Annotated in this window: 23 protein-coding genes and 1 tRNA gene; 12 read left to right on the top strand and 12 right to left on the bottom strand. The window is 33.2% G+C overall.

The genetic code is table 11. The annotated features are described in order from the left end of the window. Positions 1-98: 98 nt before the first annotated feature. Both ACFPH8_RS06210 and ACFPH8_RS06205 read left to right on the top strand, forming a co-directional pair. The gene (locus tag ACFPH8_RS06210; RefSeq protein ID WP_248400045.1) at positions 99-407 is read left to right on the top strand and encodes a thioredoxin family protein; all 309 of its coding nucleotides are present in this window, start codon (positions 99-101) and stop codon (positions 405-407) included. Between the two features lie 6 nt (positions 408-413). Further along, a complete protein-coding gene (locus ACFPH8_RS06205) occupies positions 414-671 on the top strand; it encodes a DUF6952 family protein (protein ID WP_376859382.1) in 258 nt (85 codons plus the stop codon). A gap of 90 nt (positions 672-761) precedes the next feature. Here the strand turns inward: ACFPH8_RS06205 and ACFPH8_RS06200 are convergent, their stop codons facing one another. Continuing rightward, the gene (locus ACFPH8_RS06200) at positions 762-1340 is read right to left on the bottom strand and encodes a fasciclin domain-containing protein (protein WP_376859380.1); all 579 of its coding nucleotides are present in this window, start codon (positions 1338-1340) and stop codon (positions 762-764) included. Positions 1341-1523: 183 nt separating this feature from the next. Between ACFPH8_RS06200 and tpx the strand changes: the two genes are divergently transcribed. The 6 genes from tpx (at position 1524) to ribB (ending at position 8716) form a co-directional block, all read left to right on the top strand. After that, positions 1524-2030 carry a thiol peroxidase gene (tpx, locus tag ACFPH8_RS06195; protein ID WP_248400047.1) on the top strand — a complete coding sequence of 169 codons (507 nt, stop codon included), beginning with the start codon at positions 1524-1526 and terminating at the stop codon, positions 2028-2030. Beyond that, entirely contained in the window at positions 2023-2391 is a 369-nt protein-coding gene (locus ACFPH8_RS06190) for a diacylglycerol kinase family protein (protein WP_376859378.1), read from the top strand. The genes tpx and ACFPH8_RS06190 overlap by 8 nt, the downstream gene beginning before the upstream one ends. A 128-nt stretch (positions 2392-2519) precedes the next feature. Continuing rightward, complete coding sequence (locus tag ACFPH8_RS06185; RefSeq protein ID WP_376859376.1) at positions 2520-4904, top strand: DNA translocase FtsK; 2385 nt, start codon at positions 2520-2522, stop codon at positions 4902-4904. A gap of 53 nt (positions 4905-4957) precedes the next feature. Then, complete coding sequence (gene lolA1 / locus ACFPH8_RS06180) at positions 4958-5596, top strand: outer membrane lipoprotein periplasmic chaperone LolA1 (RefSeq protein ID WP_376859374.1); 639 nt, start codon at positions 4958-4960, stop codon at positions 5594-5596. Between the two features lie 104 nt (positions 5597-5700). Beyond that, positions 5701-7530: an LptF/LptG family permease gene (locus ACFPH8_RS06175; protein ID WP_376859372.1), complete on the top strand. Its 1830-nt coding sequence runs from the start codon at positions 5701-5703 to the stop codon at positions 7528-7530. A gap of 31 nt (positions 7531-7561) precedes the next feature. Continuing rightward, a complete protein-coding gene (ribB, locus tag ACFPH8_RS06170) occupies positions 7562-8716 on the top strand; it encodes a 3,4-dihydroxy-2-butanone-4-phosphate synthase (RefSeq protein ID WP_376859370.1) in 1155 nt (384 codons plus the stop codon). Here the strand turns inward: ribB and ACFPH8_RS06165 are convergent. The 11 genes from ACFPH8_RS06165 to ACFPH8_RS06115 all read right to left on the bottom strand — a co-directional run bounded on the left by ACFPH8_RS06165 (position 8713) and on the right by ACFPH8_RS06115 (position 22784). After that, entirely contained in the window at positions 8713-9969 is a 1257-nt protein-coding gene (locus ACFPH8_RS06165) for a hypothetical protein (protein ID WP_376859368.1), read from the bottom strand. The two genes, ribB and ACFPH8_RS06165, sit on opposite strands and share 4 nt — an antisense overlap. Positions 9970-10146: 177 nt before the next feature. Beyond that, entirely contained in the window at positions 10147-10935 is a 789-nt protein-coding gene (locus ACFPH8_RS06160; RefSeq protein ID WP_376859366.1) for a T9SS type A sorting domain-containing protein, read from the bottom strand. Positions 10936-10975: 40 nt separating this feature from the next. Further along, positions 10976-11941, bottom strand: coding sequence for a hemagglutinin protein (locus tag ACFPH8_RS06155; protein ID WP_376859364.1), 966 nt, complete (start codon positions 11939-11941; stop codon positions 10976-10978). Between the two features lie 26 nt (positions 11942-11967). Continuing rightward, complete coding sequence (locus ACFPH8_RS06150) at positions 11968-12942, bottom strand: hypothetical protein (RefSeq protein ID WP_376859362.1); 975 nt, start codon at positions 12940-12942, stop codon at positions 11968-11970. Positions 12943-13111: 169 nt separating this feature from the next. Continuing rightward, entirely contained in the window at positions 13112-13357 is a 246-nt protein-coding gene (locus ACFPH8_RS06145; protein ID WP_376859360.1) for a hypothetical protein, read from the bottom strand. Positions 13358-13573: 216 nt separating this feature from the next. Further along, entirely contained in the window at positions 13574-14743 is a 1170-nt protein-coding gene (locus tag ACFPH8_RS06140) for a hypothetical protein (protein WP_376859358.1), read from the bottom strand. 362 nt (positions 14744-15105) lie between these two features. Beyond that, positions 15106-18993 (bottom strand): two-component regulator propeller domain-containing protein, encoded by a 3888-nt coding sequence (locus ACFPH8_RS06135; protein ID WP_376859356.1) that lies wholly within the window; start codon positions 18991-18993, stop codon positions 15106-15108. 278 nt (positions 18994-19271) lie between these two features. Beyond that, a complete protein-coding gene (locus tag ACFPH8_RS06130) occupies positions 19272-19646 on the bottom strand; it encodes a DUF4870 domain-containing protein (protein ID WP_376859355.1) in 375 nt (124 codons plus the stop codon). Between the two features lie 258 nt (positions 19647-19904). Then, positions 19905-20726 (bottom strand): hypothetical protein, encoded by an 822-nt coding sequence (locus tag ACFPH8_RS06125; RefSeq protein ID WP_376859353.1) that lies wholly within the window; start codon positions 20724-20726, stop codon positions 19905-19907. Positions 20727-20932: 206 nt separating this feature from the next. Next, positions 20933-22126, bottom strand: coding sequence for a DegT/DnrJ/EryC1/StrS family aminotransferase (locus ACFPH8_RS06120; protein WP_376859351.1), 1194 nt, complete (start codon positions 22124-22126; stop codon positions 20933-20935). Between the two features lie 28 nt (positions 22127-22154). Then, positions 22155-22784, bottom strand: coding sequence for a nitroreductase family protein (locus tag ACFPH8_RS06115; protein ID WP_376859349.1), 630 nt, complete (start codon positions 22782-22784; stop codon positions 22155-22157). Between the two features lie 178 nt (positions 22785-22962). Between ACFPH8_RS06115 and ACFPH8_RS06110 the strand changes: the two genes are divergently transcribed. From ACFPH8_RS06110 to ACFPH8_RS06095, 4 genes are all read left to right on the top strand, one after another. Beyond that, positions 22963-23047: transfer RNA gene (locus tag ACFPH8_RS06110), tRNA-Ser, on the top strand. A 495-nt stretch (positions 23048-23542) separates the two neighbouring features. Beyond that, a complete protein-coding gene (locus ACFPH8_RS06105) occupies positions 23543-24268 on the top strand; it encodes a peroxiredoxin (RefSeq protein WP_376859347.1) in 726 nt (241 codons plus the stop codon). Positions 24269-24368: 100 nt separating this feature from the next. Continuing rightward, positions 24369-25715: an MBL fold metallo-hydrolase gene (locus ACFPH8_RS06100; protein WP_376859345.1), complete on the top strand. Its 1347-nt coding sequence runs from the start codon at positions 24369-24371 to the stop codon at positions 25713-25715. Positions 25716-25815: 100 nt separating this feature from the next. Continuing rightward, positions 25816-26529 (top strand): class I SAM-dependent methyltransferase, encoded by a 714-nt coding sequence (locus ACFPH8_RS06095; protein ID WP_376859343.1) that lies wholly within the window; start codon positions 25816-25818, stop codon positions 26527-26529. Position 26530: the final 1 nt, after the last annotated feature.

The raw sequence follows: 26530 nt of genomic DNA, 5'->3' as shown, positions 1-26530 counted from the left end.
TCAACTTCACTCGAAGAACTTCAATACAACCTATATTAAACATCTAATTAAGTCCTTCCAAAACGGAAGGACTTTAAATAGCTAAAACTTTTAAAACTATGGTACAGGAATTAGAACAAGATAATTTACAGGATATCATTAATAATAATGATACAGTAGTTGTACAGTATTCAGCTACTTGGTGTGGAAACTGCCGCATTATGAAGCCTAAATTCAAGAAATTAGCAACAGAGCATGAAGGTGTTACTTTTGTGATGGCTGATGCTGAGAAATTTCCTGAAAGTAGAAAATTAGCAACTGTTGATAATTTACCAACCTTTGCGACTTTTAAAAAAGGGGAATTTGTTGGTCAAGAACAAACCAATAAATTCGACGCTTTAAAAGAACTTGTTGATAACGTAATCTAGATTAGTATGAAACTACCTATTATAAAGCATTTAACACAGTTTATTGAAGAGAATGACGAGGATTATGTTCTTGAAACTATTGAAACTTTAGAAGCCTTAACGGAAGTATCTTCATTAAAAGATGAAGAGCTAGATGTTATTGGCGAACTAATTTCAAACATGTATGGTGCTCTTGAAGTGAATAAAATGATGAAAGATGGCACACCACAAAAAGAAGCTTTAAATAGCTTTATGAAACGCGTGCTTGGTTCTATTGACAAGTAATTGACATATTAAATCAACACAAAAAGGCCACTAAAATTATATTTTAGTGGCCTTTTTTAATTCAAATAAAATTAGAGACTAATTATAGTCTTATGACTTTGGTAATAATACGGCATCAACTACATGAATAACACCATTAGATTGGTTAACATTGGCAATCGTTACCAAAGCAGAGTTTCCATTCTCATCCGTAACATACACAGCTTTTCCTTTCATCCAAGCTGTTAATGTTCCACCACTTAATGTTGTAATTTGCGCTTTACCATTACCCTTTTTAATGGCTTTCAAAATATCTGAAGCATTCCATTTTCCAGAAGCAACATGATATTTTAAAATGGTTTGTAACATCATTTTGTTTTCCATCTTCAGTAAATTATCTACGGTTCCTTTTGGTAACTTATCAAAGGCACTATTGGTTGGAGCAAAAACGGTAAACGGACCTTCACTTGATAAAGCATCAACTAAATCTGCAGCTTTAACGGCTGCAACTAGCGTGGTATGATCTTTAGAATTCACAGCATTCTCAATAATGTTTTTTGTAGGATACATTTCGGCGCCACCAACCATTTTAGTCTCCTGTTTCATCATGTTGCTTTGAGCACTCATATTTAAAGACATTACAAATGTTAATAGACATGTTGCTACTGTTACTAATTTCAAATTTTTCATATTGGTAATTTTTAAGTTATTAATTTGTTTATACCCTACTAACGTAATTATCTAGGTTGCGGTTTTTATTTATTTTTCGTTTAACGCATTATTAACATACAATAGAATAAAAAAACCTTATATTTTAGTAATGTTTCAGAGGAAATATCCCTATTTTTATAACAACTAAAATTTTAAAAAATTATGGCAACAGTAACCTTACATGGCGATGCAATTCAAACATCTGGATCACTTCCAAAAACGAACAGTAAAGCACCAGATTTCGCATTAACTAACACCGATCTAGGAACTAACACATTAGCAGATTATAAAGGACAAAAATTAGTGTTAAATATATTTCCAAGCGTAGATACAGGTACGTGTGCAGCTTCAGTCAGACAATTTAACCAAGAGGCAAGCGAATTAGACAACACAAAAGTGCTATGTATTTCTAGAGATTTACCATTTGCTTTAGCTCGTTTTTGCGCGGCGGAAGGATTGGATAATGTGGTATCGCTTTCAGATTTTAAAGATAGAAGCTTTGGAAAAAATTATGGCGTGGCTTTTACATCCGGACCATTGGAAACGTTACTTTCAAGATCAGTAGTAGTTATTGATGAAAAGGGACAAGTAGTTTATACAGAACAGGTTCAAGAAACGGTTGATGAACCAAACTATAAAGCAGCTTTGGAGGCTTTAATGGATGCCTAAAAAAGATTCATTTTTAATTAATAGATTAAAAAGCGTTACATATGCTTTTAAAGGCGCTTTTATATTAGTTTCCACAGAAGCTAGTATAAAAGTGCAATTTTGTATTGGGATTATCATGACAGTTGCGGGTTTTTATTTTGAAATCTCAACAACCGAATGGCTAATTCAAATAGGAACTATTGGTTTAATTATGGCTTTAGAGGGTATAAATACAGCCATCGAAGAAATAGCAAATTTTATACATCCAGAATATCATAAAAAAATAGGACTCATTAAAGATATAGCCGCAGGCGCTGTTTTTATTTTTGCTATAACCGCAATAATCATAGGATGTATCATATATATTCCAAAGATTTTTTAAATACATTTAGCTTTAGGATTAACGCGAACTATTTGTATTTTTGTGACCATCTGATGTCACATCAATTTGAACCTAAATTTTCAGAATTAATTACACAATAACCTTTTTCTGTTTTACGGAAAGTATATATGGCCAAAAAGAAAACAAAAGCAACAAAAGCGACGAAACCCAAGTTCAAAGCGCCTAGTTTTAAACTATCCAATCAACAAAAGTTGGTATTTGGCAGTTTTTTAATTCTTTCAGGTCTTTTACTTTTTATTGCTTTTGTGTCGTACTTTTTTACAGGGCAAAACGACCAGAGTACGCTTTCAGAATTTGGTAATAAAGCTATTGAATCTCAAAATTGGCTTAATAAAACAGGTGCTTGGGTTAGTGATTTTTTTATCCATCGTGGCTTTGGTGTGGCTTCCTTTATTTTTGCAGGTCTTATTTTCCTATCAGGTGTTTTCGTTCTTACCAATGGCAACCGCTCTAAACTTCGCAAACATTGGTTTTGGGGCACTTTAATTGTTGTTTGGCTTTCTATAATTTTCGGATTTTTCGCTGAAAAATGGAGTTCTTTAGGAGGAACAGTCGGTTTTGAAATAAATACCTATTTGCAAATCTATTTAGGAAAAATTGGAACCATACTTCTACTCGTTTTTGGTTTAATATTCTATTTAGCCATTCGGTTTAGATTGACTTTTGATAACATTAAAAACGCTTTTAAATCCGTTAAAAAGGACATTAACGCCAATATAAAGGATAGTCAGACAGTTGATGATCCATTGGTTCCTTTGGATAACGATTTGTCAGCGGAAGCGGAAGATATTAAATCTGCTTTCGATTTAACTGTAGAAAAAAACGAATCAGAGGCACCAATTACACCGCCAACAAAGAAACCAGAACCTAAACCTGTAGCAAAAGACGATGCGGAAGAGCCTGAAATGCAGATTGAAGTTGAAACGGTTGAAGAAGAACTTTCGGAAACTGATAATTTAGCGAATAAATTGGTTGAAGATTTTGGCCAATTTGATCCGACTTTGGAGTTGAGTAATTACCAATTCCCATCATTAGACTTACTGAAAAAATACGATTCTGAAGGTATAACTATTAACCAAGAAGAATTAGAAGAAAATAAAAACCGCATAGTAGATACGCTAAATAACTATAAAATTGGTATTTCCAATATTAAAGCAACCATTGGACCAACAGTAACCTTGTATGAAATAATACCAGAAGCTGGAGTTCGAATTTCTAAAATTAAAAACCTAGAAGATGATATTGCTTTATCGCTTTCCGCTTTAGGAATTAGAATTATTGCGCCAATTCCAGGAAAAGGAACTATTGGTATTGAAGTTCCAAATAAAAATTCTACTATCGTTTCTATGCGTTCGGTTATTGCCTCGCAGAAATTTCAGAAATCGGAAATGCAATTGCCAATTGCTTTAGGTAAAACGATTAGTAATGAAACTTTTGTGGTAGATTTAGCCAAGATGCCTCACCTGCTAATGGCTGGTGCAACAGGACAAGGTAAATCGGTTGGATTAAATGCGGTATTAACATCACTACTTTACAAGAAGCATCCTGCGGAAGTAAAATTTGTATTGGTAGACCCGAAGAAGGTAGAATTGACGCTTTTCAATAAAATTGAACGTCATTATTTAGCCAAACTACCAGATAGTGATGAAGCCATAATTACAGATAATACCAAAGTAATTAATACACTTAACTCATTGTGTATTGAAATGGACAACCGTTATGAATTATTAAAAAATGCGTTGTGTAGAAACATTGCCGAATATAATGCGAAATTTAAAGCGCGAAAATTAAATCCAAATGATGGCCATCAATTTTTACCCTATATCGTTTTGGTGGTGGATGAGTTTGCCGATTTAATCATGACAGCTGGTAAAGAAGTAGAAACCCCTATAGCACGATTGGCACAATTGGCACGAGCCATTGGAATACATTTAATTGTAGCCACCCAAAGACCTTCTGTAAACGTTATAACAGGTATTATTAAAGCAAATTTCCCAGCGAGGATCGCATTTAGAGTAACCAGTAAAATAGATTCTCGTACTATTTTAGACGGTTCTGGAGCTGATCAATTAATTGGACGTGGTGATATGCTTTTTACACAAGGAAACGAAATGATCCGTATTCAATGTGCCTTTGTTGATACACCGGAAGTGGAAAAAATTACCGATTTTATCGGTTCTCAAAAAGCATATCCAGAAGCTTACTTACTGCCAGAGTACGTTGGTGAGGAAAGTGGCACAAGTCTTGATGTAGACATAAGCGATCGGGATGTTTTGTTTAAAGATGCGGCAGAAATTATTGTCACAGCCCAACAAGGTTCCGCATCATTATTACAACGAAAATTAAAACTAGGATACAATCGTGCTGGTCGTTTAATAGATCAGTTGGAAGCAGCAGGAATTGTTGGTGGATTTGAAGGTAGTAAAGCCAGACAGGTTTTGGTACCAGATTTAGCAGCATTAAATATGCTTTTAGAAAACGAAACATCTTAAAAATTAAATAACAAAAAAAGCGTAAAAATTAATAGCGCATAAATTTATTCGTAATGAAAAAACTATTAGTATTAGTATTAATCATGGTCACGTCTGTAACTTTTGCACAAGATAATGAGGCCAAAACTCTATTAAACAAGGTTTCTAAAAAAGTAAAAAGTTATGATAATATATCCATTGATTTTAAATATGCTTTAAGCAATGATGTAGAAAACTTAAAACAAGAAACACGTGGTGATGTGGTTATTGCGGGCGATAAATACCGTTTAAATATACTAGGAATGACCCGCATCTACGATGGCAAAACACTTTATAGTATTAGCCCTGATGATGAAGAGGTAACCATTTCATCAAATAACACCGAAGATGAAAATAGTATTACCCCAAGTAAAATGTTGTCTTTTTACGAAACCGGATACTCTTACAAAATGGATATTCTTCAAAATGTACAAGGTCGGAAAATTCAATATGTAAAATTAACACCTAGTGATTCTGGTTCCGAAATTAAAACTATTCTTTTAGGTATAGATGCTCAAACCTATCACATTTACAATTTAATTGAAACAGGTAAAAATGGTACAAAAACTACTTTAACTGTTAATTCTTTTAAAACAAACGAGCCCTTATCAAAAACCTTATTTACCTTTGATGCTAACAAATATAAAGACCATTATATTAATAAGTTAGATTAGACTGGTTAACACTTTGCATTTCAAGGATTTAAATTTCATAATAAACCTTTAATAATCAGCCATTTTTAATTTCAAATTGGATAAATGAAGGAAACTATAACCGTGTGAAAATACTAGACCGTTACATACTTACTACGTATTTAAAAACCTTTTTCAGCGTGTTTATTATACTCATGCTAATTTTTGTATTACAAACCATTTGGCTTTATATAAAAGAATTAGCGGGTAAGGATTTGGACATGGTTGTCATTTTAAAGTTTCTATTTTACTTTACACCCAAACTTATCCCACTAGTATTACCACTAACTATTCTTCTAGCTTCGATTATGGTTTTCGGTAGTTTTGCTGAAAACTATGAATTTGCCGCCATGAAATCCACTGGAATTTCGTTACAGCGCGCCATGACTGGCTTAAGTATTTTTATAGTAGGATTGGGCATTACCACCTTTTTATTTGCTAACAACGTTATACCTTGGGCTGAATTTAATTCGCATAATCTTCGGAAAAACATTGCCACCTTAAAACCTGCTATGGTAATTGCCGAAGGTCAGTTTAATGACGTCATGGATTACAACATTAAAGTTGAAAAAAAATCAGGTGAAAATGGCAGGTATTTGAAAGGTGTGGTCATGCACAAGAAAAGCCAAAGAAATAATGCCAACAACACGATAATAGTTGCTAAAAATGGTGAACTTATAGGTGAAGAAGATTCTGATGTGTTACAATTTATTCTCTTTGATGGATATTTTTATGATGATACGCCATCCAAAAATCGTGCTGAAAGAAGTCGGCATCCCATGGTAATGAGTCATTTTGAAAAATATATTATTAATATCGATTTATCCCAATTAAATAGTAATGATTTAGACGAGAAAAATGTATCAGACAAGTACAATATGCTGAACATTTCTGATTTAAATTTTATGATAGACTCATTAGGGACTGCTTTAAACAATGATCATGAAGATTTTGCTATTAGTTTATACAACCGCTCCAACTTACCTGTATTAAACTCTGGGATTACAGTAACGAAAGGTATTGACTCATCTTTTAGCGGCAATGTTTTAGAATTATTTCCGGATAAGAAAAAAGTACAAATGCTAGATCAGGCATTAAATTCGTTAAAAAGTACCAAACAAATTGTAAATATTAAAACCAAATATTTTAAAGAGCGTAATGTTGAAATTAACAAACATTTTATTGCTCTTCATGAAAAATTAGCTTTAGGTTTTGCCTGTATTATCCTGTTTTTTGTAGGGGCGCCTTTAGGTGCTTTAATTAGAAAAGGTGGTATTGGATTGCCAATGATTATTGCTATCTTATTATTTTTAACTTATCACTTTATAGGAATTTTCGCAAAAAACAGCGCCAAGGATGGTAGTTTAAATCCAATTCTAGCTGCTTGGTTCTCTACGCTTGTTATGTTGCCTCTTGGCTACTATTTAACCAAACGCGCAACAGCAGATCGTGGTTTATTTGAATTTGATCATATTATTGAACCCATTAAGAAGCTATTAAAAATTCCAAACAAATCAGAAGAAAGTATAACAACACAAAAACCTCGAATTTCTTTAAGTTCTGAAGGCGACTTACAAGCTAAAGCGCGTTTAACAGATTATAGCATGCATGCTAAATTTAGTTTTGTTTTTTATTGCATTGCTATTGTACTATTTGTGCTTTATTTCGTGTTTCAAAATAATAAACTAGAAGAAATTGCGGCCATAATAATTCAAATAAGCGCTATTTCTGGTGTAATTTATACACTTTACTTTATCGTATCATATGTAAATATTTCAGGCTTATCAAAACGGATTGAAACATTCCACGTTTCTAAAAATCCAATTTTTATCATACTTGGTTTTATTATGTACCCCATTAGACATTTTTTACTGAAGAATAAAATAAATAAAGTCTTTTCACTTAATTCAAAATAAGCAATACCTTTGCTTTTAATACAAAATGGTTATGTCCATGACTCAAACTCAAAATACCAAAACCTTTCAATTAGATGCCATTGAAGATGCCATAAACGATATCCGAAATGGAAAAGTTATTATTGTTGTTGATGATGAGAATCGGGAAAATGAAGGTGATTTTCTAGCAGCTGCAGAAATGGCAACACCTGAAATGATTAACTTCATGGCCACACATGGTCGGGGCTTAATTTGTACACCATTAACCGAAAATCGTTGCAAGGCTTTAGAGCTTGATATGATGGTTCGTAATAATACGGATCCTATGGAAACTGCATTTACTATTTCAGTAGATTTAAGAGGAAACGGTGTTACTACGGGTATTTCAGCTGCCGATCGTGCTAAAACTGTTCAAGCTTTGGTAGATGATAATATGAAACCTTTTGAATTGGCTAGGCCTGGTCATATATTTCCTTTAGTTGCAAAAGAAGGAGGGGTATTAAGGCGAACCGGACATACGGAAGCTGCTATAGATTTTGCACGACTTGCTGGATTAAAACCAGCAGGTGTTATTGTGGAAATTATGAATGAAGATGGTACTATGGCTCGTTTACCAGAGTTAATGAAAGTGGCTAAAAAATTCGATTTAAAAATTGTTTCAATAGAAGATTTAGTGGCTTACCGCATGCAGCACGATTCTTTAATTGAAAAGGTGGAAGATTTTAATCTAGAAACCCGTTTTGGAAATTTTAGATTGCGTGCCTATAACCAAACAACTAACAATCAAATTCACATTGCGCTTACTAAAGGGTCTTGGTCTACGAGTGAACCTGTATTAACACGTGTGAATGCAACGCTTGTTAATCATGATATTTTAGGAACGTTAACCAACAATGCCGATCAGAAGTTGGACGACATGTTTCAAGTAATTAACCAAGCCGAAAAAGGTGCTGTTATCTTTATTAATCAGCAATCGCAAACCATGAATTTATTAAAACGTCTGAACGTTTTAAAAGAAGCCCAAGTTCCTGGTGAGGTAATAAAAGCACCGCGTCTTGATATGGATGCGAAGGATTTTGGAATTGGTGCTCAAATTCTACATGATTTAAATATTCATAAACTCAAACTGATTTCTAATAGTGAACAAACCAAACGTGTTGGCATGATTGGCTACGGATTGGAAATTGTTGAATATGTTACCTATTAGTTTTCTGTGTAGGTTACTTTTACAGAATGAATTGCTAAATTACTTCCATCCCAATCAGATGAAGGTCTTACTCTAATATAATGTTGTCTATCAGTAGCAATATTAAAAGGATTAGAACTCACCTCTGTCATACCAGTTGATGAAGCTCCAAATGTTGAAACCGTAACAGGTATAGTTGCGGATGTATTAGTTCTATAATAGGCTATTACATCACCTATTAGATTTACATTTCCAGCGCTATTGGTATCTTTAAAATAAAATGTAGTCGAAGTTACGGTAGAACCTATTGGGATTATCATTGGTGCCAGTATAGCTTGACTGCCAGCAGATTTATAAGCATTTCCACCACCTAGCCCATAATTTACCAGACCGTTACTACTAGTAAATGCTGTGGCAGGAACAACTATACTTTTAGTGATAGCTGTAACTGCAGCTATACTATTATCCACGTAAGATTTAACTGCACGTTCTGTTGGTACTACATTATCACTATTATCTGCTAATGTAGCATCTGTAGAAAATTCGTTTATTCTTGCTCCAGTTTCCAAAGTTAAACCCATTCTACCCAGATTCATTAACAATTCATAACCTGTTGTCGGTATTATATAATCTGTATCGGTTTCAAACCTTAAATAGTCGCTCCTGTTTTCAATTCTGTAAAAAGTATGTGCCCCAGTTTCATCGCCAGTTTCAAATTCTAATTTTGATGAACTACCAACTGTTGGAACTGTCAATTTTATGGTTGCATTATTCGGATCATTAATTTCTAATAATTCGGTTGGTGCATCCGTACCGATTCCCACATTTTTTGATAACACATGCACATTATCCATTTCGGATTCCCAAGATTTATCGCCAGACGAAAGTGCATATGGAACGGCATTAAATTCGGTAACACCCATTTCAACCAAGCCATCGCCAATATTTACGAATACTTGCAGAAAATGATTATCGCTAGCCCAATCGATCGTATTAAAAGCGGGACTTCCTCCAACTAATATACCTTCGCCTATATTAACAATTATAATACCATTATCATCTGTTGTTGGTGTATGTAATTCTGAATATATATTGGTTTGTGCAACACCTTGAAGAATGTCAAATTGTATAGGTACCACATCATTAACAATAACGTTACCGTTATCATCTTTAATAATAGCCTTATAATTAATACTCTGTTGTGCATAGATTGTTGAAAATATTGATAAAAAGCACAGTGAAAATAATACGATTGTTTTTATAGACCGTTTCATAATTGTTCAATTTTTAAAGATTAGAAATTTTTGATTTATAACACCTTAATAATATAATTCTAACTAACACCTATTTGTACTAGGTTGTGAATACTTGAAATTAAAAAAAGGGAAACAACACAAAATGTTACATAAGGTCATTCCCCCTTTTCACTTCAATAAATAGCCTCTTTAATATTATTTAATCACTATTTTTTTAGTGACGCGACCTTTCTCTGTTTGAATTTTCAGAAGATAGATACCAGATTGAAAATTACTAACATCAATTTGGTTTGTATTTTGGCTGCTTTCAAATACTTTTTTACCTAGAATAGAATACAACTCAATAGCATTTATGGTATTTGGTGTTTTAATATATAGAATATCTGATGCTGGATTCGGGTAAACAGAAAACGAAGTATCATCAATAACAACTTCCGTACTTAAGGTGGCGAAATTTACAGAACTTGCTGTTGGATTGTTTTGTGAGTATAAGTTTTGTGCCCAAATATTGATATAATTTTCAATAAAAATGGTGTCAAAAACTGGATCACCATTTTCAACGAACAGAATAGCGCCTGTTGTTGGGTTAGGATCTGCAATAACATCAAATAAAACCAGCTCAAAAGGCCCTGCACCATTTAACATAACGGTAAATTGGCCAGCTTCATCGCGACCTAAAAAATAGGCATCGCCATTAACGCCAGGTCCCATGGAAATAGACGCCCATTCGGAGGCTGGAAGATTAGAATTACCAGTTACAAAATTACCTATAGTCATACCTGTTGGCACATAAAAGCCGGCTCCCATATCGTCTGTACTGTCATCAACTACGGATTCGCTTGGTGTTGCCAATAAAGCCATTTGGTAGTTGCCTGTGTTCGCGTTTATCCCTACAAATGAGATACTAAACTCATAAGTATGATTTTGTGCTTGTAATGTGAAGGTCATAAAAAGTAAAATGACCGCTGTGTATACATGTTTCATAATAATATAGTTTTAAAGTGTTAAAATTTAGATGTTTATTTTAATTTGGTATTTGTTGTGAAATAGGAAAATAATTGGACGAAGGATTAGCAGGATGATTTAGTATGATATTTTTCAAAATACCTTTATCATTACCTGGCCCTAAATATCGGACGACACCATTTAGGTTAATATCGCCTAAATTGTAAGTTGCATATGGAAAATAATTACTTCCAGAAGCATTACCAGGCGCGTTGAGCACAATAGTTTTTAAGGTAGCCGAGTCGTTACTTGGCCCTAAATAACGCACTTGATTATTTCCATTCACATCACCAGCCCAAAGTGCCATATTGCCAGAAGTTAAAATAGCTTGCGCCATGGTTCCATAAGTGGCAAATCCACTATTAGTGAAATCTACAACGCTTGCCGTATTTGCATTAAGTCCAATGGTTCCAGCGCTCATAGCACCTAAATGATTTCTGTGATTAACCACCACATAATAATTAGAAGGTGCGGCATTCATAATGAGACTTGTTACACCGTCTAATCCAACTACATCACCGTCACGTTGTAATAGGGCTGATTTTCCAGTAATACGCTTGGTATTATCATTAGCTGCGCGGAGTTCCACCCAAACCCAATCTACAATAGCATTAGCTCCTGTAACAGAAAATACCGATGCATTACAGGTTGCTAAATCTGCATACGGACTGGTTGTTGGAATTATGGCATTTTGTCTTAAATTATCATTCATTAACCCAGCTGAAACTGGATTTAATAGTGGTCCTTGCAAGAAAAGCTTTGCGTCCATTTTTATTTTCATAGTGCCATTAATAAAACCTTCAGAAACCTGAATATTTCCGGCACTTAATTCTTGTACGTTTACTTCGCCAATGGTATAGAGAATTTCTATTCCTCCAGCGGTAGCATTTGCGCCTCCACTATCGATACTAAATTTCTCTATGGTTTGTCCCTGACATATAAAAGCCAAAATTAGACTTAACAGTAATGTGATTTTTGTTTTCATAATTTTATATGTATTTGTAAACATTTTTATTTATAAGTGATAAACTGAAAATTACCTTGGATTAATGCTCCTGCTGAATTATAAAGGTAAATTAGTAATTTGCCACTAGCACTACTTACACGTTCACGGTAAACAGTGCTTGAACTACTAGTAACATTTGTAGTAAAAAGTGTCCAGAAATAATTCTCTCCTGTAATAGTAATTTCATATCTATTATCTACGGTATTCCAAGTAGCACTAAAATTCCCTGAACCAGAACTTACGTTTCCGCTAGATTGCACAAAACCATAGGCAAGAGGACCAACAGCAGCAGTGGTCTGTACCGTATTATCTTCAAACTGAACCGATTTAAATTGTGCTGAGCCATCACTATTAATTGCTGCAACAATGTCAAAGCCATTTTGCATTTCTATAAATTGAGAATCTGATGTAGAACCTGATGGAACAATTAGCTCTAAAAGATCTTTACCCGCAGGATGATCTAAACTTTCAATACGAACCGTATTAACTAAACCTGTTGATTGAAGAACAGAAAGTGGATTAATTGGGTTATTTATCCCAATACCAACATCACCTGTACTGTAAGAAATTCGAGAATTATTTTTAGTCCAGATAGTGTTCTCCACATTTTTTGCCATCAATGCGTAAGGCACAGGTTTAAAAGCCGTCGTGCCCATATCTATCAAACCTCCTCCTGTGTTTAATTGTACATTCAGGAAGTGATTACTACTACTCCAATCAACTGTTGAAAATGCCGTAGAAATGGGAGTACCTTCACCAATGTTTACGATAATAATTCCATTGTCATCTGTAGTTGGTGTTTGGGTTTCTTGATACACAGTAGTTGCGCCGTCCATAATCGTGAATTGAATAGCTATCAAATCGTTAGCTACTATATTACCAAGGTTGTCTTTTATAACAGCTTTGTAATTGATACCATTTTGTGCAAAGGTCATGATGGTCGTAAACATGATTACTAATAATGATAATTTTGTTTTCATAAGATTGTGTTTATTCATTAATGGTATAAATTATGAGAGGTTAACATTCTAATAATTAATTATTTAAATCAAACGTAAAATGGACTCCAATCTTTGTTTATTACTTTTGTTTCAAAGTCTATTAAAAGCTAAAGGTTGTTCCAATGTTTAAGATTTAATCGAATATATGTTAGATTTCATTTAATTGTGTGGCAAGCGAATCACCTGGCCTATTAGTTTTAATCCTTATAAGGTTTTCTTCAATAAAGTTCCATCCTTTTTCAAAATGGATGTTCGTAATAACATTTGCATAAACATCGTCTGTTCTAGAAGATATTTTAATACAATCATATTTAAATGTTATTGCTCTATCCATATAAAATCCAAAATATCTAATGTTGCCAGCACGACTATTACTAACAGGTTTTAATATCATTACGCTTAATCCATGTTTTTTCGCTAATAGTAGCTTCCCCTCGGTTTTAAATACCTCAAAAAAACAGAAGGCGGTAAATAGATAAAATTTGCACAATACTCAAGTTTCATCTTCCCGAGGAATCACTACAACATTCTAATCAAAAACACTTTATCATTAACCTTCATTCTGAGGGTTAATGAAAAAAGGAAAGACTAATAAAAATAATTTAGCTGATTAGTTTTGACAAAATGCATTAGCTACATTTATGTATGTTAAATTAGACCTTGTTAATGTATCAGGATCAGCCGGGAATTTATATTGATGAATAGCACAATTTTGAATATCTTTAAAAGTTACATCATGTACATTTAAAACAGTGCCATACCATGTTTCAATTGCTCCCTCTTGATCAGGATTACTTGCATTTTCTATAGTTGCAAAACCAATTTCGTTTAATGCATTAGGTGAGTCAAAATAAATACCTCTCCATGCACTCATAACATTATCTATGGATGTAAACACAATAGGTTCTGCAGCTGTACCAACAGCTATGATACTAGGTTTAGGTCCACTAGCGCCTTCGTTTATAAACAGTCTTGAGTCTTGACCAAATTTCATGATAACCCCTGGCATTACGGTCAAATTTCCTCCAGCAACTACATCTACTCCATTTGGAAAATGATATGGTACATTCAATTTAGTCCAAGTATGATCTTCGTCTATAAAACCTCTATCTACAATTATAGCATCTGTATTATTGCCAGTATAGCTTCCGTTAGAAATGGCTGAAACATAACTAGCATCTAAATACATTGGTGCCTTACAAGCCGTAATTGTATTATTTTCTAATATTAATTCGTTATTGTTAGTGTTTGCATGAAGTCCATAAGTTTGGCTATTGGTTATGTTTGTGTTGTTCATTTTTAAATGCGTGTCAGACCATAATAATATAGCACCATCATCGCCAACGGCTCCTGCATATTCAATTGTTGCATATTCAATTTTATTTTTAACGTCACTACTAATTATATAAAGACCTTTCCATGAACCAGGTACTTTATCTTCACCAGTAAATACAACTTTGTTTTGAGCTGTTCCCAATGCTTGTATAGATCCTGAATTATAAACTCTAATTGTAGCATCAGTACCAAATTGAATTGTAACGCCTGGGTCTATAATCAAATCACCATTTACAGGATAGGTGCAATTAATAATATAATCTACTCCATTATTTCTGTTTTCTAGGATAAGTGTTTCGCCCTCAGCTATACCAGATGAGCAGTTACTAAGCTCTAAAGCTTCTAGTTCAGGTATTGATGGTGTTATAGTATCATCATCACTGCTACAAGAAGAAACAAACATAAGTGCGCTAATCGCGCTTAATAATAATAATTTGGTTTTCATAATTTTTGTTTTTAATAGTTACCTACTTCGGTTTTAAGTCCTTTTTCGGCTTATTCAGACTTTATGCTTAATGTTATTCGCTTTAAAAGGTTAACATCCTTTATTGAGTGTAGAGGCTATTTTATTATTACAATAGACATTACCACTTTATTCTTCAATAATATTTCAAGCTCATAGTGCCCATCTTTTAAATGATCGATACTTAAATAAATCTTCTCACTCTTTTTAGGGCTATTGGCATAGCTTTTCATTTATTCACTTTTTAAATATGTGATAAAAGTATAAGGAAGTTTTGCCTTTGAATATCAGATATGTTTCAAAGGATATAAAATATGTGCCAAATGGCTATTTAATGCGTTTTTCTAGATGTTTAAAAGGTACTCGTTTGGTGTACAACCATAAACGTCTTTAAAGCATTTGGTGAAATAGGAAGGGGAATTAAATCCAACTTGATAGGCAATTTCTGCCATGGTAGCATCGGAAGTTTTTAACAGCTCTAATGATAGTTTTAAGCGTTGAGATCGTAAAAACTCACTAGTGGTCATTCCTGTTATGGCTTTCAGTTTTCGGTGAAGTTGGGTGCGACTAATTTGTATCTGTTTGCTCAACCCTTCGCTATTAAAATCGGGGTTTGTTATATGTTGGTCTAATGTGGTTTGAAGCCTTTTTAAAAATTCGGTTTCGGTGGAAGTAATTGCTAATTCCGGATTTATTGTTAAGGTATTACTGAAGTGTTTTTGAAGTTTAAAGCGGCTTTCTATCAGTTTTTCTACTCGGATTTTTAATTTTTCGCTACTAAATGGTTTTGTAACATAGGCATCTGCTCCTGTTTTTATACCTTCAATTTCATTAGCATCTCCAACTTTGGCCGTAAGTAGAATTACAGGAATATGACTTGTAAGCGCATTTCTTTTAATATCGTGGCATAACGTTATTCCGTCCTGTTCAGGCATCATAATATCACTGATAATTAAATCTGGAAGGTGTTTTCGAGCTTTTTCTATACCTATCTTACCATTGGAGGCTTCTATAATTTGATAGTTATTTGCAAACACAGAAACGATAAATGAGCGAATGTCTAGTTCGTCTTCCACAATGAGCAAGGATGGTTTATCGGTTTTAAATTCAGCAATAGATGATTTTAAATCTGAATTGAAATTTTCAGGTTCATGGCTAACTTGCCTTTCATCTTTAGTAAACGCATCTTTATTTAAAGGTAGGGAAACGGTAAATTGAATGCGGTCCGATTCCAAATTGTTGGCTATAATACTGCCCTTAGATAGCGTGACCAAATCTCGAACCAAAGCCAAGCCAACACCAACACCATCTGATAATTCATTATTTTGATAAAAACGTTGGAATAGTTTGTTTAAATCCTCTTTTCCAACGTGATTACTAGTATTTATAATGGATAATACCAAAACACCTTCTTGATTGCTAGCTTGAAAAATTATATCACTGTGCTTTGGTGCATATTTTATAGCATTGGAAAGTAAGTTAGATGTTATTTTTTCAATTATATCCTTATCAAACCAAACGGCTTTTAAATGATGAATTTGGTAGTTAATTTCAATACTTTTTTTGTTAGCCTTATATTGAAATGCGCTTATAATTTGCTTTAATAAAATGGTTAAATTTCCTTGTGATACTTTCAGCTTTATTTGTCCAGAATCTATCATAGAAAGGTCTAGCATCTGGTTTACCAAATTAAGCAACCGGGTGGCGTTTTGCTTAACCAAGGTCAGTTCTTTCTTATCAGTTTTGGACAGTTCTGGTTTGGCTAATTGATTATCTATAGGACCAGAAATTAAGGTTAATGGTGTTCTAAATTCGTGAGATATATTAGTATAAAGCTTGGTTTTAAATTCATCTAATTTCTTTAACCGTATTGTTTCAACTTGCTCTAAACGCAATTGATTTTTTACATTCCAACGCCATTTTAAGTACAAGTATAAAATATACAACAAGATTATTATTAAAAACACATACATGGTTTTTGCCAAATTTGTAGCGTACCAAGGATCTAAAATGGTGAATATATATGTTGCGGGCGTGGTATTCCAAACGCCATCATAATTACTAGAAATAACTTGAAATTGATATACGTTTGGTGGTAGGTTGGTGTAATGCGCCACATTACTGTTTCCAGAATTTATCCAATTGGCATCATTATTAATTAATTGGTATTTGTATTGATTTCGTTCAGGCTGGGAATAATGTAATGCGGAAAATGTAAACGTCAAGGTGTTTTTGTCATGTTTAAATTCCTGATTATCAATTAAAGCAACAGGTTTATTGAAAACTTCCAAATTTGTAATAATTGTTTTTGGCTTTATAGGATTCAATTCAAGCTGGTTGGGATTAAACCAATTTAAACCTTCTAAACCACCAAAATATAATATACCATTGGAATGTCTGTAGGAAGCACCTGTATTAAATTCATAAGCTTGAAGACCATCATAATTATCATAGTTTTCTATCTCTGAAATCTCACCACCTTCCATTTTTAATTTAGTAATGCCTTTATTGGAACTCAACCAAAGGAAATCATTATTTCCAGGCAGAATTCCATAAATAACATCGTTTAATAAGCCATTGTTTGTGGAATATGTATTAAATGTGTTTCGTTTTGTGTTGAACGATTTTAAACCATTACCATTGGTTCCAACCCAGAGAATAGAATCGTGATAGAATAAAGATTTTATTTTATCGCTTATTTTATCAACTTTCACTAAACTATCTGTGTTTTTATAAAACTTATAAAGCCCATCCGTTTCCGTTCCAATCCAAAAAATACCTGGTTCACCCAATACCATGGTGCGAATATTATTAGTTTCCAAAATGGTGTTTTCTGCATTAATCTGTTTTGTTATGCCGTGTTTCTCATTAAATTGAACGAATCCATGATCTCGTGTACCCAACCACAAATTGTTAGATCTATCTTTAAGGATTTTCCAAATAGTAAAATGTTCCGTTTCTTGAAAGGATGTGATTTTCCCACTAGCATCCATTTTTTGTAATCCATACGTTTGATGGCCAATCCAAAGGTTTCCTTTATCATAATATAGACTCATTATCCTATCTCCTAAAAGGTTAGAGTTGGCAGCTGTATAGGTTTGAAAAGTTTGATTTTTTGTATTTACAACCGTTAAACCTTTTCCTGATGTACCCAACCACATATTATTTTTATCATCCACAGTTATGGCACGAATAACATCTACATGGACATTTTGTGGAACTTGATCGTTTGTTAACACATTAAACTTTATTAAAAACTCATCATAATAACTTAAGCCTGCACCATCGGTTCCAAGCCAGATGGTTCCTGTATTATCTTCATATAAGGATATAACATCATTATAATAAAGTGCATATGGATCATTCTTATTTTCTTTGAAATTTTGAATATATTGATTTTTAAAATCTACTAGAAATGCACCTTGTCCATAGGTGGCTATCCATAATCTATTGCGTTTATCAACTAGTAAATCTTGTATTATTAAATTATTTGGAAGCGAAAAAGATGGCTTATTTTTAAAAGGCGCAAACTGATTTTCGTTTTCCGATTTTACAAATAACCCTTTGCCAAAACTACCTAAATACATGGTGTTATTATCCGATTTTGCTAAAGCACTAAAATTGGCTAACGACTCAATTTCTATATATTCATACCCCGTATTCTTAATTTTAAAAACACCTCCTTTTGTAGCCGCCAATAGGCTCTCCTTATCGCCTTTTATAAAATCGTAAATAGTATGATAGGCGTGTTCTGGTTTTAAAAACTGGATGGTATCTGCAGATTGAGAATTGACCTTATATAGTCCGTTATCAAACGTTCCCATATAGAAGTTTTGCTGGTCATCTTGAAAAACGGTACTAACCGCATAATTCGTTATCACGGATTGAAAACTGTCTAGATCCTTATTAAAAAACTGTAATTTTCCCGAATTAGCAATAGCCCATAATATACCTGATTTATCCACATATAATTTTCCTAGTTTACTAAAGGTGGATCTCGTAACGTCTTCAAACTGAATTTTGTAATAGGAAAATTCGCGACCATTATATTTATTTAGCCCATCTTGCGTAGCGAACCACATAAAGCCAATGCTATCTTGCGCAATGCTAACAACACTATTTTGAGATAAACCTTGCTCCACAGTCAATTCCCGAAATGCCACTTGCTTGTTTGTTTGAGAATAAACAGCACAAGTTCCGATAAAAAACAGAAGCCATTTTAAACAACTCATTTTGATTAAATTAACTATTAAAGTACTAAATGTTTTTGATTGCTTATTGAAAGCTGATATATTTATTTTAAATTGATTTATTTATGTGAATTTATAAATTGGCTGTTACGCTTTTAACATAATCCACGACACCATTAAAAGCAAAAAAGGAGAGCAACGCTTCGTTTAATGTAAGCATCTTCTCCTTTTTAAAACCAATTAAAACTATTTTAATAATTTTGTTTTGAGTGTCGTTTTAAATGAATTTTTTGAAATTCTAGTTCAAAATAAAAGTCGACTTATAAGTTTTTAAACCATTCTTCGTATTTATTTCCTAAAATAGGAAGCGGTTTTTGTTTCTCGTTAATGGCATTCATCAAACCCGAAATCCACATAAAAATAATTACAAAAAAACCAATTACACTAATTAACCAACCTAAAATAGGTATCATACCAATAACACCTATTGCTAAACCTGTTAGGGCTAACCCTAATGATTGCGTAATATGGTACTTGGCAAATTTGTTCTTCTTGTCATTATTCATTACAAAAGCAATTACTAATCCTATAATCGTTAAATAGGCAATAATAGCCATGGATTTACCTTCGGTTATTTCAGATTTTGTACTTGTTGTTGCTACTGTTGCTTCTGCTGTTGGTTCTGATGTTTTCATGGGATATAAATTTTATAATTGATAACTACGTATTTATGTAAACATTTATAAAAGGTTAACAAAATGAGGGGGAAAGTTTACAAATATTCCAATTATTAATTTTTAAAGAGCTTTTAAAGATGTGATTAATAATTAATTAAAGATTAAAAACACCAATTGGTTGTAAAAAAAACAACTTTAAAGAATTTATAAGTTCTTTAAAGTTGTTAAAAAGTAGAATTAAATAAGCTTCCAAAGTATCTTCAATATATCCTTATGTTATGGTAGATATGTTAAGATCCTGTTTGGATATGCATCCATAGCGCTTTGAATAGTGCTAAAACAACAAGCAGCACCACAGGAGTCATAAAAGCGAACGAAATAGTCGCCACTATCCCTAATAGTTATAATACCATCGCCTGGTGGTAATTCCCTTAATTTTAAATTAATGCTCCCTCCTTCTTGACCAGAAGTTGCACCTAATCCATTATACCAATTTCCTTCTAGTTTTACCTCTGTTGATGTGTGTACTAATAGCGCTCTTATGGAATTCTCCTCATTGTCATTTATAAAAGTATAACTTGCTGTAAGCTCATTGTCATTTATTTCCCAAGATCCATTGGCAAGAATATCCGCGCCTCTCATATATTTTACGCGTAAGGAACCGTCTGGGCTAAAATGGAGTTCATAGGAACAGGTTCCTTCAAATTTATGCGTAAAATTACCGTGGAATTTATTTTGTAAAATAAGATTTACACTTTTCTGCCCGGTACTATTTGCTATAATAACTTGAATAGCGTGATTACCTTGTGGTAGAGATTTCGTCCAACTTAAAATGCCTGTATTTGCATTAATGCTTAATCCATCTAAAGGTGTCACTAAAGAAAAAGTACCTACATCACCGTTCCAAGTAATATTTGGTGCTGCAGAATTTCCTGCTTCAAAAAAAGTAGCACTTATTGTTGAACTAGGGTAATTAACTATTGGCTCATTAACATTTGGAGTACTAGTGGCTGAATCATCATCTGAACTACATGCTGTAGCAAAAATAAAAAATAGCAACATTGATACGTGCTTAATTTTTGTAGTTGTTTTTTTCATAATTAATGTTTAAAAAATTTATTCGATTATAATTACCTCTTTGTGTAAGTTGTTTTAACAAGTAAACAAACTTTATGAAAATTATATTTAGATTTAATTTTCTTAAGCCTAATCCAAAAGCGTAAAAACCAAAAAGCAACCTTACAGTTAATTCATGGTTATGAACTTTTTAAAGGTTGCTTTTAAATATGTTATTTGCCTAGTGCTTACAAGGCTTCCAAAATGGCTTTTTTCATTTTTTCAGCACGTTCTCGAACTTGGTCTTCTGTCCACGATAACTTAATTAAACACGATATATTTCTTGCTATGTAGTGATCTGATTGCTCAAAAGTTTTTGTTTGAAGATACTTCAAACCTTCCTTAACTTCAGGAGAAATAGGATATAAAGATTTTATATCTTTTGAATGATCCCATTTTCTGATGTAATGCCAATTGTTATCAAAGTAGTGAAAGCACGCATCAACTCCTGATTTTTTGAATGCTTTTGAAGCGTTTCTTGCGGCCTCCAAGTCTGGTAAAAAGAAATTTAAAAAGCCATAACTTTCTTCACCACCTTCAGGAACGGTTCTAAATGTAATTTCTGGAATTACCGATAGTGCTTCACGTAAAATGGTATAATATTTTTTTTGAATGGCAACAAAATCATGTAGACGTCTTGCTTGAGCCAATCCTACAGCAGCCTGTAATTCTGAAATTCTAAAATTATACCCTAAAAATGGATGCGTTTCTGCACCGCGATCCATACCTTCATGATCGTGACCATGGTCTGTATAATGATCCGCATGTTTAAAATAGGTGTCATTATTAGTAATTACGGCACCACCTTCACCACAAGTTATTGTTTTTACAAAATCGAATGAAAAACACCCTACATCTCCAATACTACCCAATGGTTTTCCTTTGTACGAACCACCTATGGCTTGGCAAGCATCTTCTATCAATAATAAATTATGTTTTTTACAAATTGCTTGTAACGCATTCAAATCTGCCATACTACCACACATGTGAACAGGCATAATGGCTTTTGTTTTCGGTGTTATAGCAGCTTCCACTGCTTTGGGATCCAGCGTTAAGGTATCATCTATATCCACTAAAACTGGAATGGCTCCTAACATCATAATGGCCTCAAAGCTTGCTACGAATGTAAAAGTTGGCATAATAACTTCATCTCCAGCTCCAACACCCGTAATTGCCATAGCAACGGAAACAGCAGCTGTACCACTTGATACTAATTGGGCATGATTTACTTGCAATTTTTCTTGAAGTTCGGCCTCCAATTCTTTAGCTTTCCAATGTCCATTTCGCATACCGTCAAAACCATAACGCATTAAAACACCACTGTCTAAAACGTCATTTACTTCTTTGCGTTCTGCACTTCCAAATAATTCAAATCCTGGCATAATACATATATTTTTTGATGTTCTAAAACTACAACTCTATAATACTATCTGCAATGGGTTTACGGACTTTTTTAAAATCAGCAAACATATCATTTTCTGCACGATACCCTATTGGTAATAATAAAACCGACTTTAAACCTTTTTTACCCAAACCTAATAAATCATCACAAGCTTTTGGATTAAAACCTTCCATTGGACAAGCGTCAATACCTTCCATAGCGCAGACTGTCAAAAGGTTTCCCATAGCCAAATACGATTGGTTTGTTGCCCATGCCTCTATTTGCTCTTGAGGTTTCTTTTCAAAGTCTGAAATTAGGAAATCTTGAAACGGTTGCAATATGGCTTTTGGTGTTTGTCGAATGTTATGAACCCGATTAAAATATTCAGTTACAAAATCTTCATCAATTTCGGTTTGAATACAAAATATTAAAACATGTGATGCTTGTTCTATGTTTTTCTGGTTCATTGCCACTGAAACCAAGTCTTTCTGCAACTGATTATTGCTAACAATGACTAATTTTATGGGTTGTAACCCATAAGAAGTAGCCGTTAAATTAAAAGCTTGTTTAATTACCTCTAATTTTTCCGATGCTACTTTTTTATTAATATCAAACGCTTTTGTGGCATAACGCCATTGTAAATGCTCAATAGTGCTCATAATTACTTCATTGTTTTTGCAAAAATAAGGTAAGTGGGTGTCAACAACTAACAGAAAATAAATTTATTAGCAAGATTTTTAAAAATGTTTTAAAATTTTCAGTTTTTTTCTTTGAAAGAATGAAAAAAGGGTTCTATATTTGCACCCGCAATCAGGGTATACCTGATACGGCGCTCAAGGAGAAATGGCAGAGCGGTCGAATGCGGCAGTCTTGAAAACTGTTGAGGGTCACACCTCCGGGGGTTCGAATCCCTCTTTCTCCGCAAAAAAAAGCTTCACTCAAAGAGTGGAGCTTTTTGCATTTTATGAAATTGAAAGTGATACTTTTAGTATAAAGTAGATTAAAATAATTCAAGGCGACTATACCTTTAAAATGTAGTAAATCCAGCCTTTTCAAATTATAAAAAGTTAAACCCTATTTGTTATAAATTCCTTTTCAGTACCACTGTAATAACATCTACCGGTCTAAATCTTTTCATAATTTTCCTAATAAACACCTAATTTTCTAAATTTAAAAAAAAAATGCCAAGCGTATAGGATGTCAATCTTAACTAGTTTCAGGTTCAGAATCAATTCACTTTATATAACCATTGACCCTAATTAGTAATGTGTACAAAAGTTACTTAAAAATATAAAGGTCTGTTTTTAAACTTTAATTGAATAAACTTTATAAAAAATTAGGTATAGGTAACTTAAGTTACATAGTTAAAAACTATTACAAACTATATTTGTAATAAATTAATCTAATACCTTTTATTATGAATACCACAGAAACAACAAAAGAAGAACAAACATTTTCAATGCCACGAATAGGTGATAAAGCACCTGAATTTACAGCTGTAACAACACAAGGCCATATTAATTTCCCATCAGATTATAAAGGAGAGTGGTCAATTTTATTTAGCCATCCAGCCGATTTTACACCAGTTTGTACATCGGAGTTTATGACATTCGCGCATCAAGAAGAAAAATTTAAAAAAGCAAACTGCAATCTAATTGGATTATCAATTGATGGTTTGTATAGCCATATTGCTTGGTTACGAACGATAAAGGAAAAAATTAAATTCAACGGCATGGAAAATGTCGAGGTTAAGTTTCCTTTAATAGAAGATATATCTATGAATGTTGCCAAGAAATATGGAATGGTTATGCCGGGAGAAAGCGAAAATCAAGCTGTTAGAGCTGTGTTTTTCGTAGATCCAAAAGGAATTGTTCGTGCTATAATTTACTACCCTTTAAGTTTAGGACGTAACTTTGATGAATTATACAGGGCATTAATAGCCATGCAAACATCTGATAAATTTAATGTCGCCACCCCAGCCGATTGGAATCCAGGCGATGATGTTATAGTATCACCAGCAGGATCTTGTGGTGTTGCTGAAGAACGCATGACAGCAACCGATGAACTAGAATGTCATGATTGGTTTTTCTGTACTAAAAAATTAGATAAAGATTTAGTACTGAATGAAATTTTACAAAAATAGTTAAGTCCATCAAGAAAAAGAGCCCCAACTTGAGGCTCTTTTCTATGAAATTTTAAAACATTTTTCTATATTATCAATAATACGATATAAATTTTAAATTATGACGATTAAACAATTTGAAGATAAACCATTAGCACATTATTCTTATGCTATTATTAGTAATGGAAAAATGGCAATTATAGACCCTTCCAGAAATACAAAACCATATTACGAATTAGCCGAAGCACACAATGCCAATATTGTAGCCATATTTGAAACGCATCCGCATGCTGATTTTGTAAGTAGTCATCTACAAATGCATAAAGAAACCAGAGCACAAATTTACGTTAGTAAGCTTGTTGGTGCAACGTATCCGCATAAAACATTTGATGATGGGGATACAGTAACTTTAGGAGAAGTATCGCTAGAAGCTATTAACACACCCGGCCATTCGCCAGATAGTATTACGGTTATTGCTACAGATGCAGATAGGAATCACTATATGTTTTCAGGAGATACGTTGTTTATTGGTGATGTTGGCCGTCCGGATTTAAGAGAAAAAGCGGGCAATATGAAAGCTAAACGGGAAGAATTGGCTAAAAGCATGTATAAAACCATGAAAACTAAATTTAACCACCTACCAGATAGCACAATTATTTATCCGGCACATGGCGCAGGTTCTTTGTGCGGAAAAAATTTGAGCGAAGATCCGTCCAGTACTTTAGGAAGAGAAAGAACTGAAAATTGGGCCTTTAAAAATTTATCGGAAGAAGAGTTTGTTGCACATATTTTAAAAGACCAACCGTTTATACCTTCCTATTTTGGATTTAATGTGGACATAAATAAAGAAGGAGCAGATAACTTTGAAACAAGCATTGCAAAACCACCTTTTCAATTTCAGATCAATACAATTGATAATAATGACACTTTAGTGATAGATGTTAGAAATCAAGATGATTATAATAAAAATCATTTAGCGCGAAGTATCAACATTATTGCAGAAACCGAAGATGACAAGTTCGAAACTTGGCTTGGTGCCATTGTTAAACCTGAAGAGCCTTTTTATGTGGTCTTAAATTCCATAAAAGACAAAAATAATATTTTAAATCGTATTGCCAAAATCGGTTATGAGAAACAATTAAAAAGTATGATGACTTTAGATAAATCATCCCTTTTAAATACAGAATCTATAAATTTAGAAGATTTTAAAAAGCAAACGAATGATTATACTATAATTGATGTTCGAAATAAGAGTGAAGTTGAAACAGGTAAGTTTTTTGAAAAAGCGATTTTTATTCCTCTAAATGATTTGAGAGATTCCAAAGATAAAATCCCTACTAATAAGCCAATTGTGGTGCATTGTGCAGGCGGTTATAGAAGTGCCATTGGCAGTAGTATTATCTCTAATTTAATTGATAAAGCTTCGGTATATGACTTAAGTGATGCGGTTGAACATTTTAAAAACTAACCTAACAAAAAATTAAAATAAGATGATCTGTTTGTAGGTCTACTAAAACTTAAATAAATTAAAATTGAATATTATTATATACCAAAATAACTATATAATCTTGAGCAAGGTAAAACAACTTTTCCTAGCTATAATTATAATGCTGGCATTTACGGCTTGTAAAGAAAATAACCAAAAGAATGCGATTCAGGATGCAATGCATGAAACAAATCACGACAAACACGATAGTTCAAAATCCGCAAATGAACACATGCAGCGTTCATCCACAAAAGATTTAATAGAGCGGTTTGAGTCGCCTGAACGTGATGCTTATCAAAACCCAGAGAAAGTGCTTGAATACCTTGGTGATATAAACGGTAAAAAAATTATGGATTTAGGTGCTGGTTCAGGTTATTTTTCGGTGAAATTGGCTGAAAAAGGTGCGCATGTTATTGCTGCTGATGTTAGTAATAAGTTTCAAGACGCATTAAAAAAACGAATAGAAGAAAACAACCTTGAAAATATAGAACTTCGAAAAATTCCTTATGACAGTCCTAACTTATCAGACAACGAAGTAGATATGGTGTTAATTGTTAATACATACCATCACATAGAAAACCGAATCGATTATTTTTCAAAAGTTAAAAAAGGAATTAAATTAAATGGAGAATTAGTCGTTATAGATTACTTCAAAAAAGAACTTCCAGTAGGTCCGTCTGTTGACCATAAAATTGATCTAGAGACTGTAAAAAGCGAGTTAGAAAAGGCAGGCTATACACAATTGGATGTCAATGTAGATTTGTTGCCTTATCAATTTATAATACGAGCTAAATAAT

Origin of the sequence: Bizionia hallyeonensis (assembly GCF_042657385.1) — a bacterium.
GTDB lineage: Bacteria > Bacteroidota > Bacteroidia > Flavobacteriales > Flavobacteriaceae > Algorimicrobium > Algorimicrobium hallyeonense.
This window is presented reverse-complemented; position numbering and strand designations above follow the sequence as displayed.

Excerpts from the sequence above, each read along its gene's own strand:
- ACFPH8_RS06210 (WP_248400045.1), top strand. The coding sequence starts at position 99 with ATGGTACAGGAATTAGAACAAGATAATTTACAGGATATCATTAATAAT.
- ACFPH8_RS06205 (WP_376859382.1), top strand. The coding sequence starts at position 414 with ATGAAACTACCTATTATAAAGCATTTAACACAGTTTATTGAAGAGAAT.
- ACFPH8_RS06200 (WP_376859380.1), bottom strand. The coding sequence starts at position 1,340 with ATGAAAAATTTGAAATTAGTAACAGTAGCAACATGTCTATTAACATTT.
- tpx (WP_248400047.1), top strand. The coding sequence starts at position 1,524 with ATGGCAACAGTAACCTTACATGGCGATGCAATTCAAACATCTGGATCA.
- ACFPH8_RS06190 (WP_376859378.1), top strand. The coding sequence starts at position 2,023 with ATGCCTAAAAAAGATTCATTTTTAATTAATAGATTAAAAAGCGTTACA.
- ACFPH8_RS06185 (WP_376859376.1), top strand. The coding sequence starts at position 2,520 with ATGGCCAAAAAGAAAACAAAAGCAACAAAAGCGACGAAACCCAAGTTC.
- lolA1 (WP_376859374.1), top strand. The coding sequence starts at position 4,958 with ATGAAAAAACTATTAGTATTAGTATTAATCATGGTCACGTCTGTAACT.
- ribB (WP_376859370.1), top strand. The coding sequence starts at position 7,562 with ATGTCCATGACTCAAACTCAAAATACCAAAACCTTTCAATTAGATGCC.
- ACFPH8_RS06165 (WP_376859368.1), bottom strand. The coding sequence starts at position 9,969 with ATGAAACGGTCTATAAAAACAATCGTATTATTTTCACTGTGCTTTTTA.
- ACFPH8_RS06160 (WP_376859366.1), bottom strand. The coding sequence starts at position 10,935 with ATGAAACATGTATACACAGCGGTCATTTTACTTTTTATGACCTTCACA.
- ACFPH8_RS06155 (WP_376859364.1), bottom strand. The coding sequence starts at position 11,941 with ATGAAAACAAAAATCACATTACTGTTAAGTCTAATTTTGGCTTTTATA.
- ACFPH8_RS06150 (WP_376859362.1), bottom strand. The coding sequence starts at position 12,942 with ATGAAAACAAAATTATCATTATTAGTAATCATGTTTACGACCATCATG.
- ACFPH8_RS06145 (WP_376859360.1), bottom strand. The coding sequence starts at position 13,357 with ATGATATTAAAACCTGTTAGTAATAGTCGTGCTGGCAACATTAGATAT.
- ACFPH8_RS06140 (WP_376859358.1), bottom strand. The coding sequence starts at position 14,743 with ATGAAAACCAAATTATTATTATTAAGCGCGATTAGCGCACTTATGTTT.
- ACFPH8_RS06135 (WP_376859356.1), bottom strand. The coding sequence starts at position 18,993 with ATGAGTTGTTTAAAATGGCTTCTGTTTTTTATCGGAACTTGTGCTGTT.
- ACFPH8_RS06130 (WP_376859355.1), bottom strand. The coding sequence starts at position 19,646 with ATGAAAACATCAGAACCAACAGCAGAAGCAACAGTAGCAACAACAAGT.
- ACFPH8_RS06125 (WP_376859353.1), bottom strand. The coding sequence starts at position 20,726 with ATGAAAAAAACAACTACAAAAATTAAGCACGTATCAATGTTGCTATTT.
- ACFPH8_RS06120 (WP_376859351.1), bottom strand. The coding sequence starts at position 22,126 with ATGCCAGGATTTGAATTATTTGGAAGTGCAGAACGCAAAGAAGTAAAT.
- ACFPH8_RS06115 (WP_376859349.1), bottom strand. The coding sequence starts at position 22,784 with ATGAGCACTATTGAGCATTTACAATGGCGTTATGCCACAAAAGCGTTT.
- ACFPH8_RS06105 (WP_376859347.1), top strand. The coding sequence starts at position 23,543 with ATGAATACCACAGAAACAACAAAAGAAGAACAAACATTTTCAATGCCA.
- ACFPH8_RS06100 (WP_376859345.1), top strand. The coding sequence starts at position 24,369 with ATGACGATTAAACAATTTGAAGATAAACCATTAGCACATTATTCTTAT.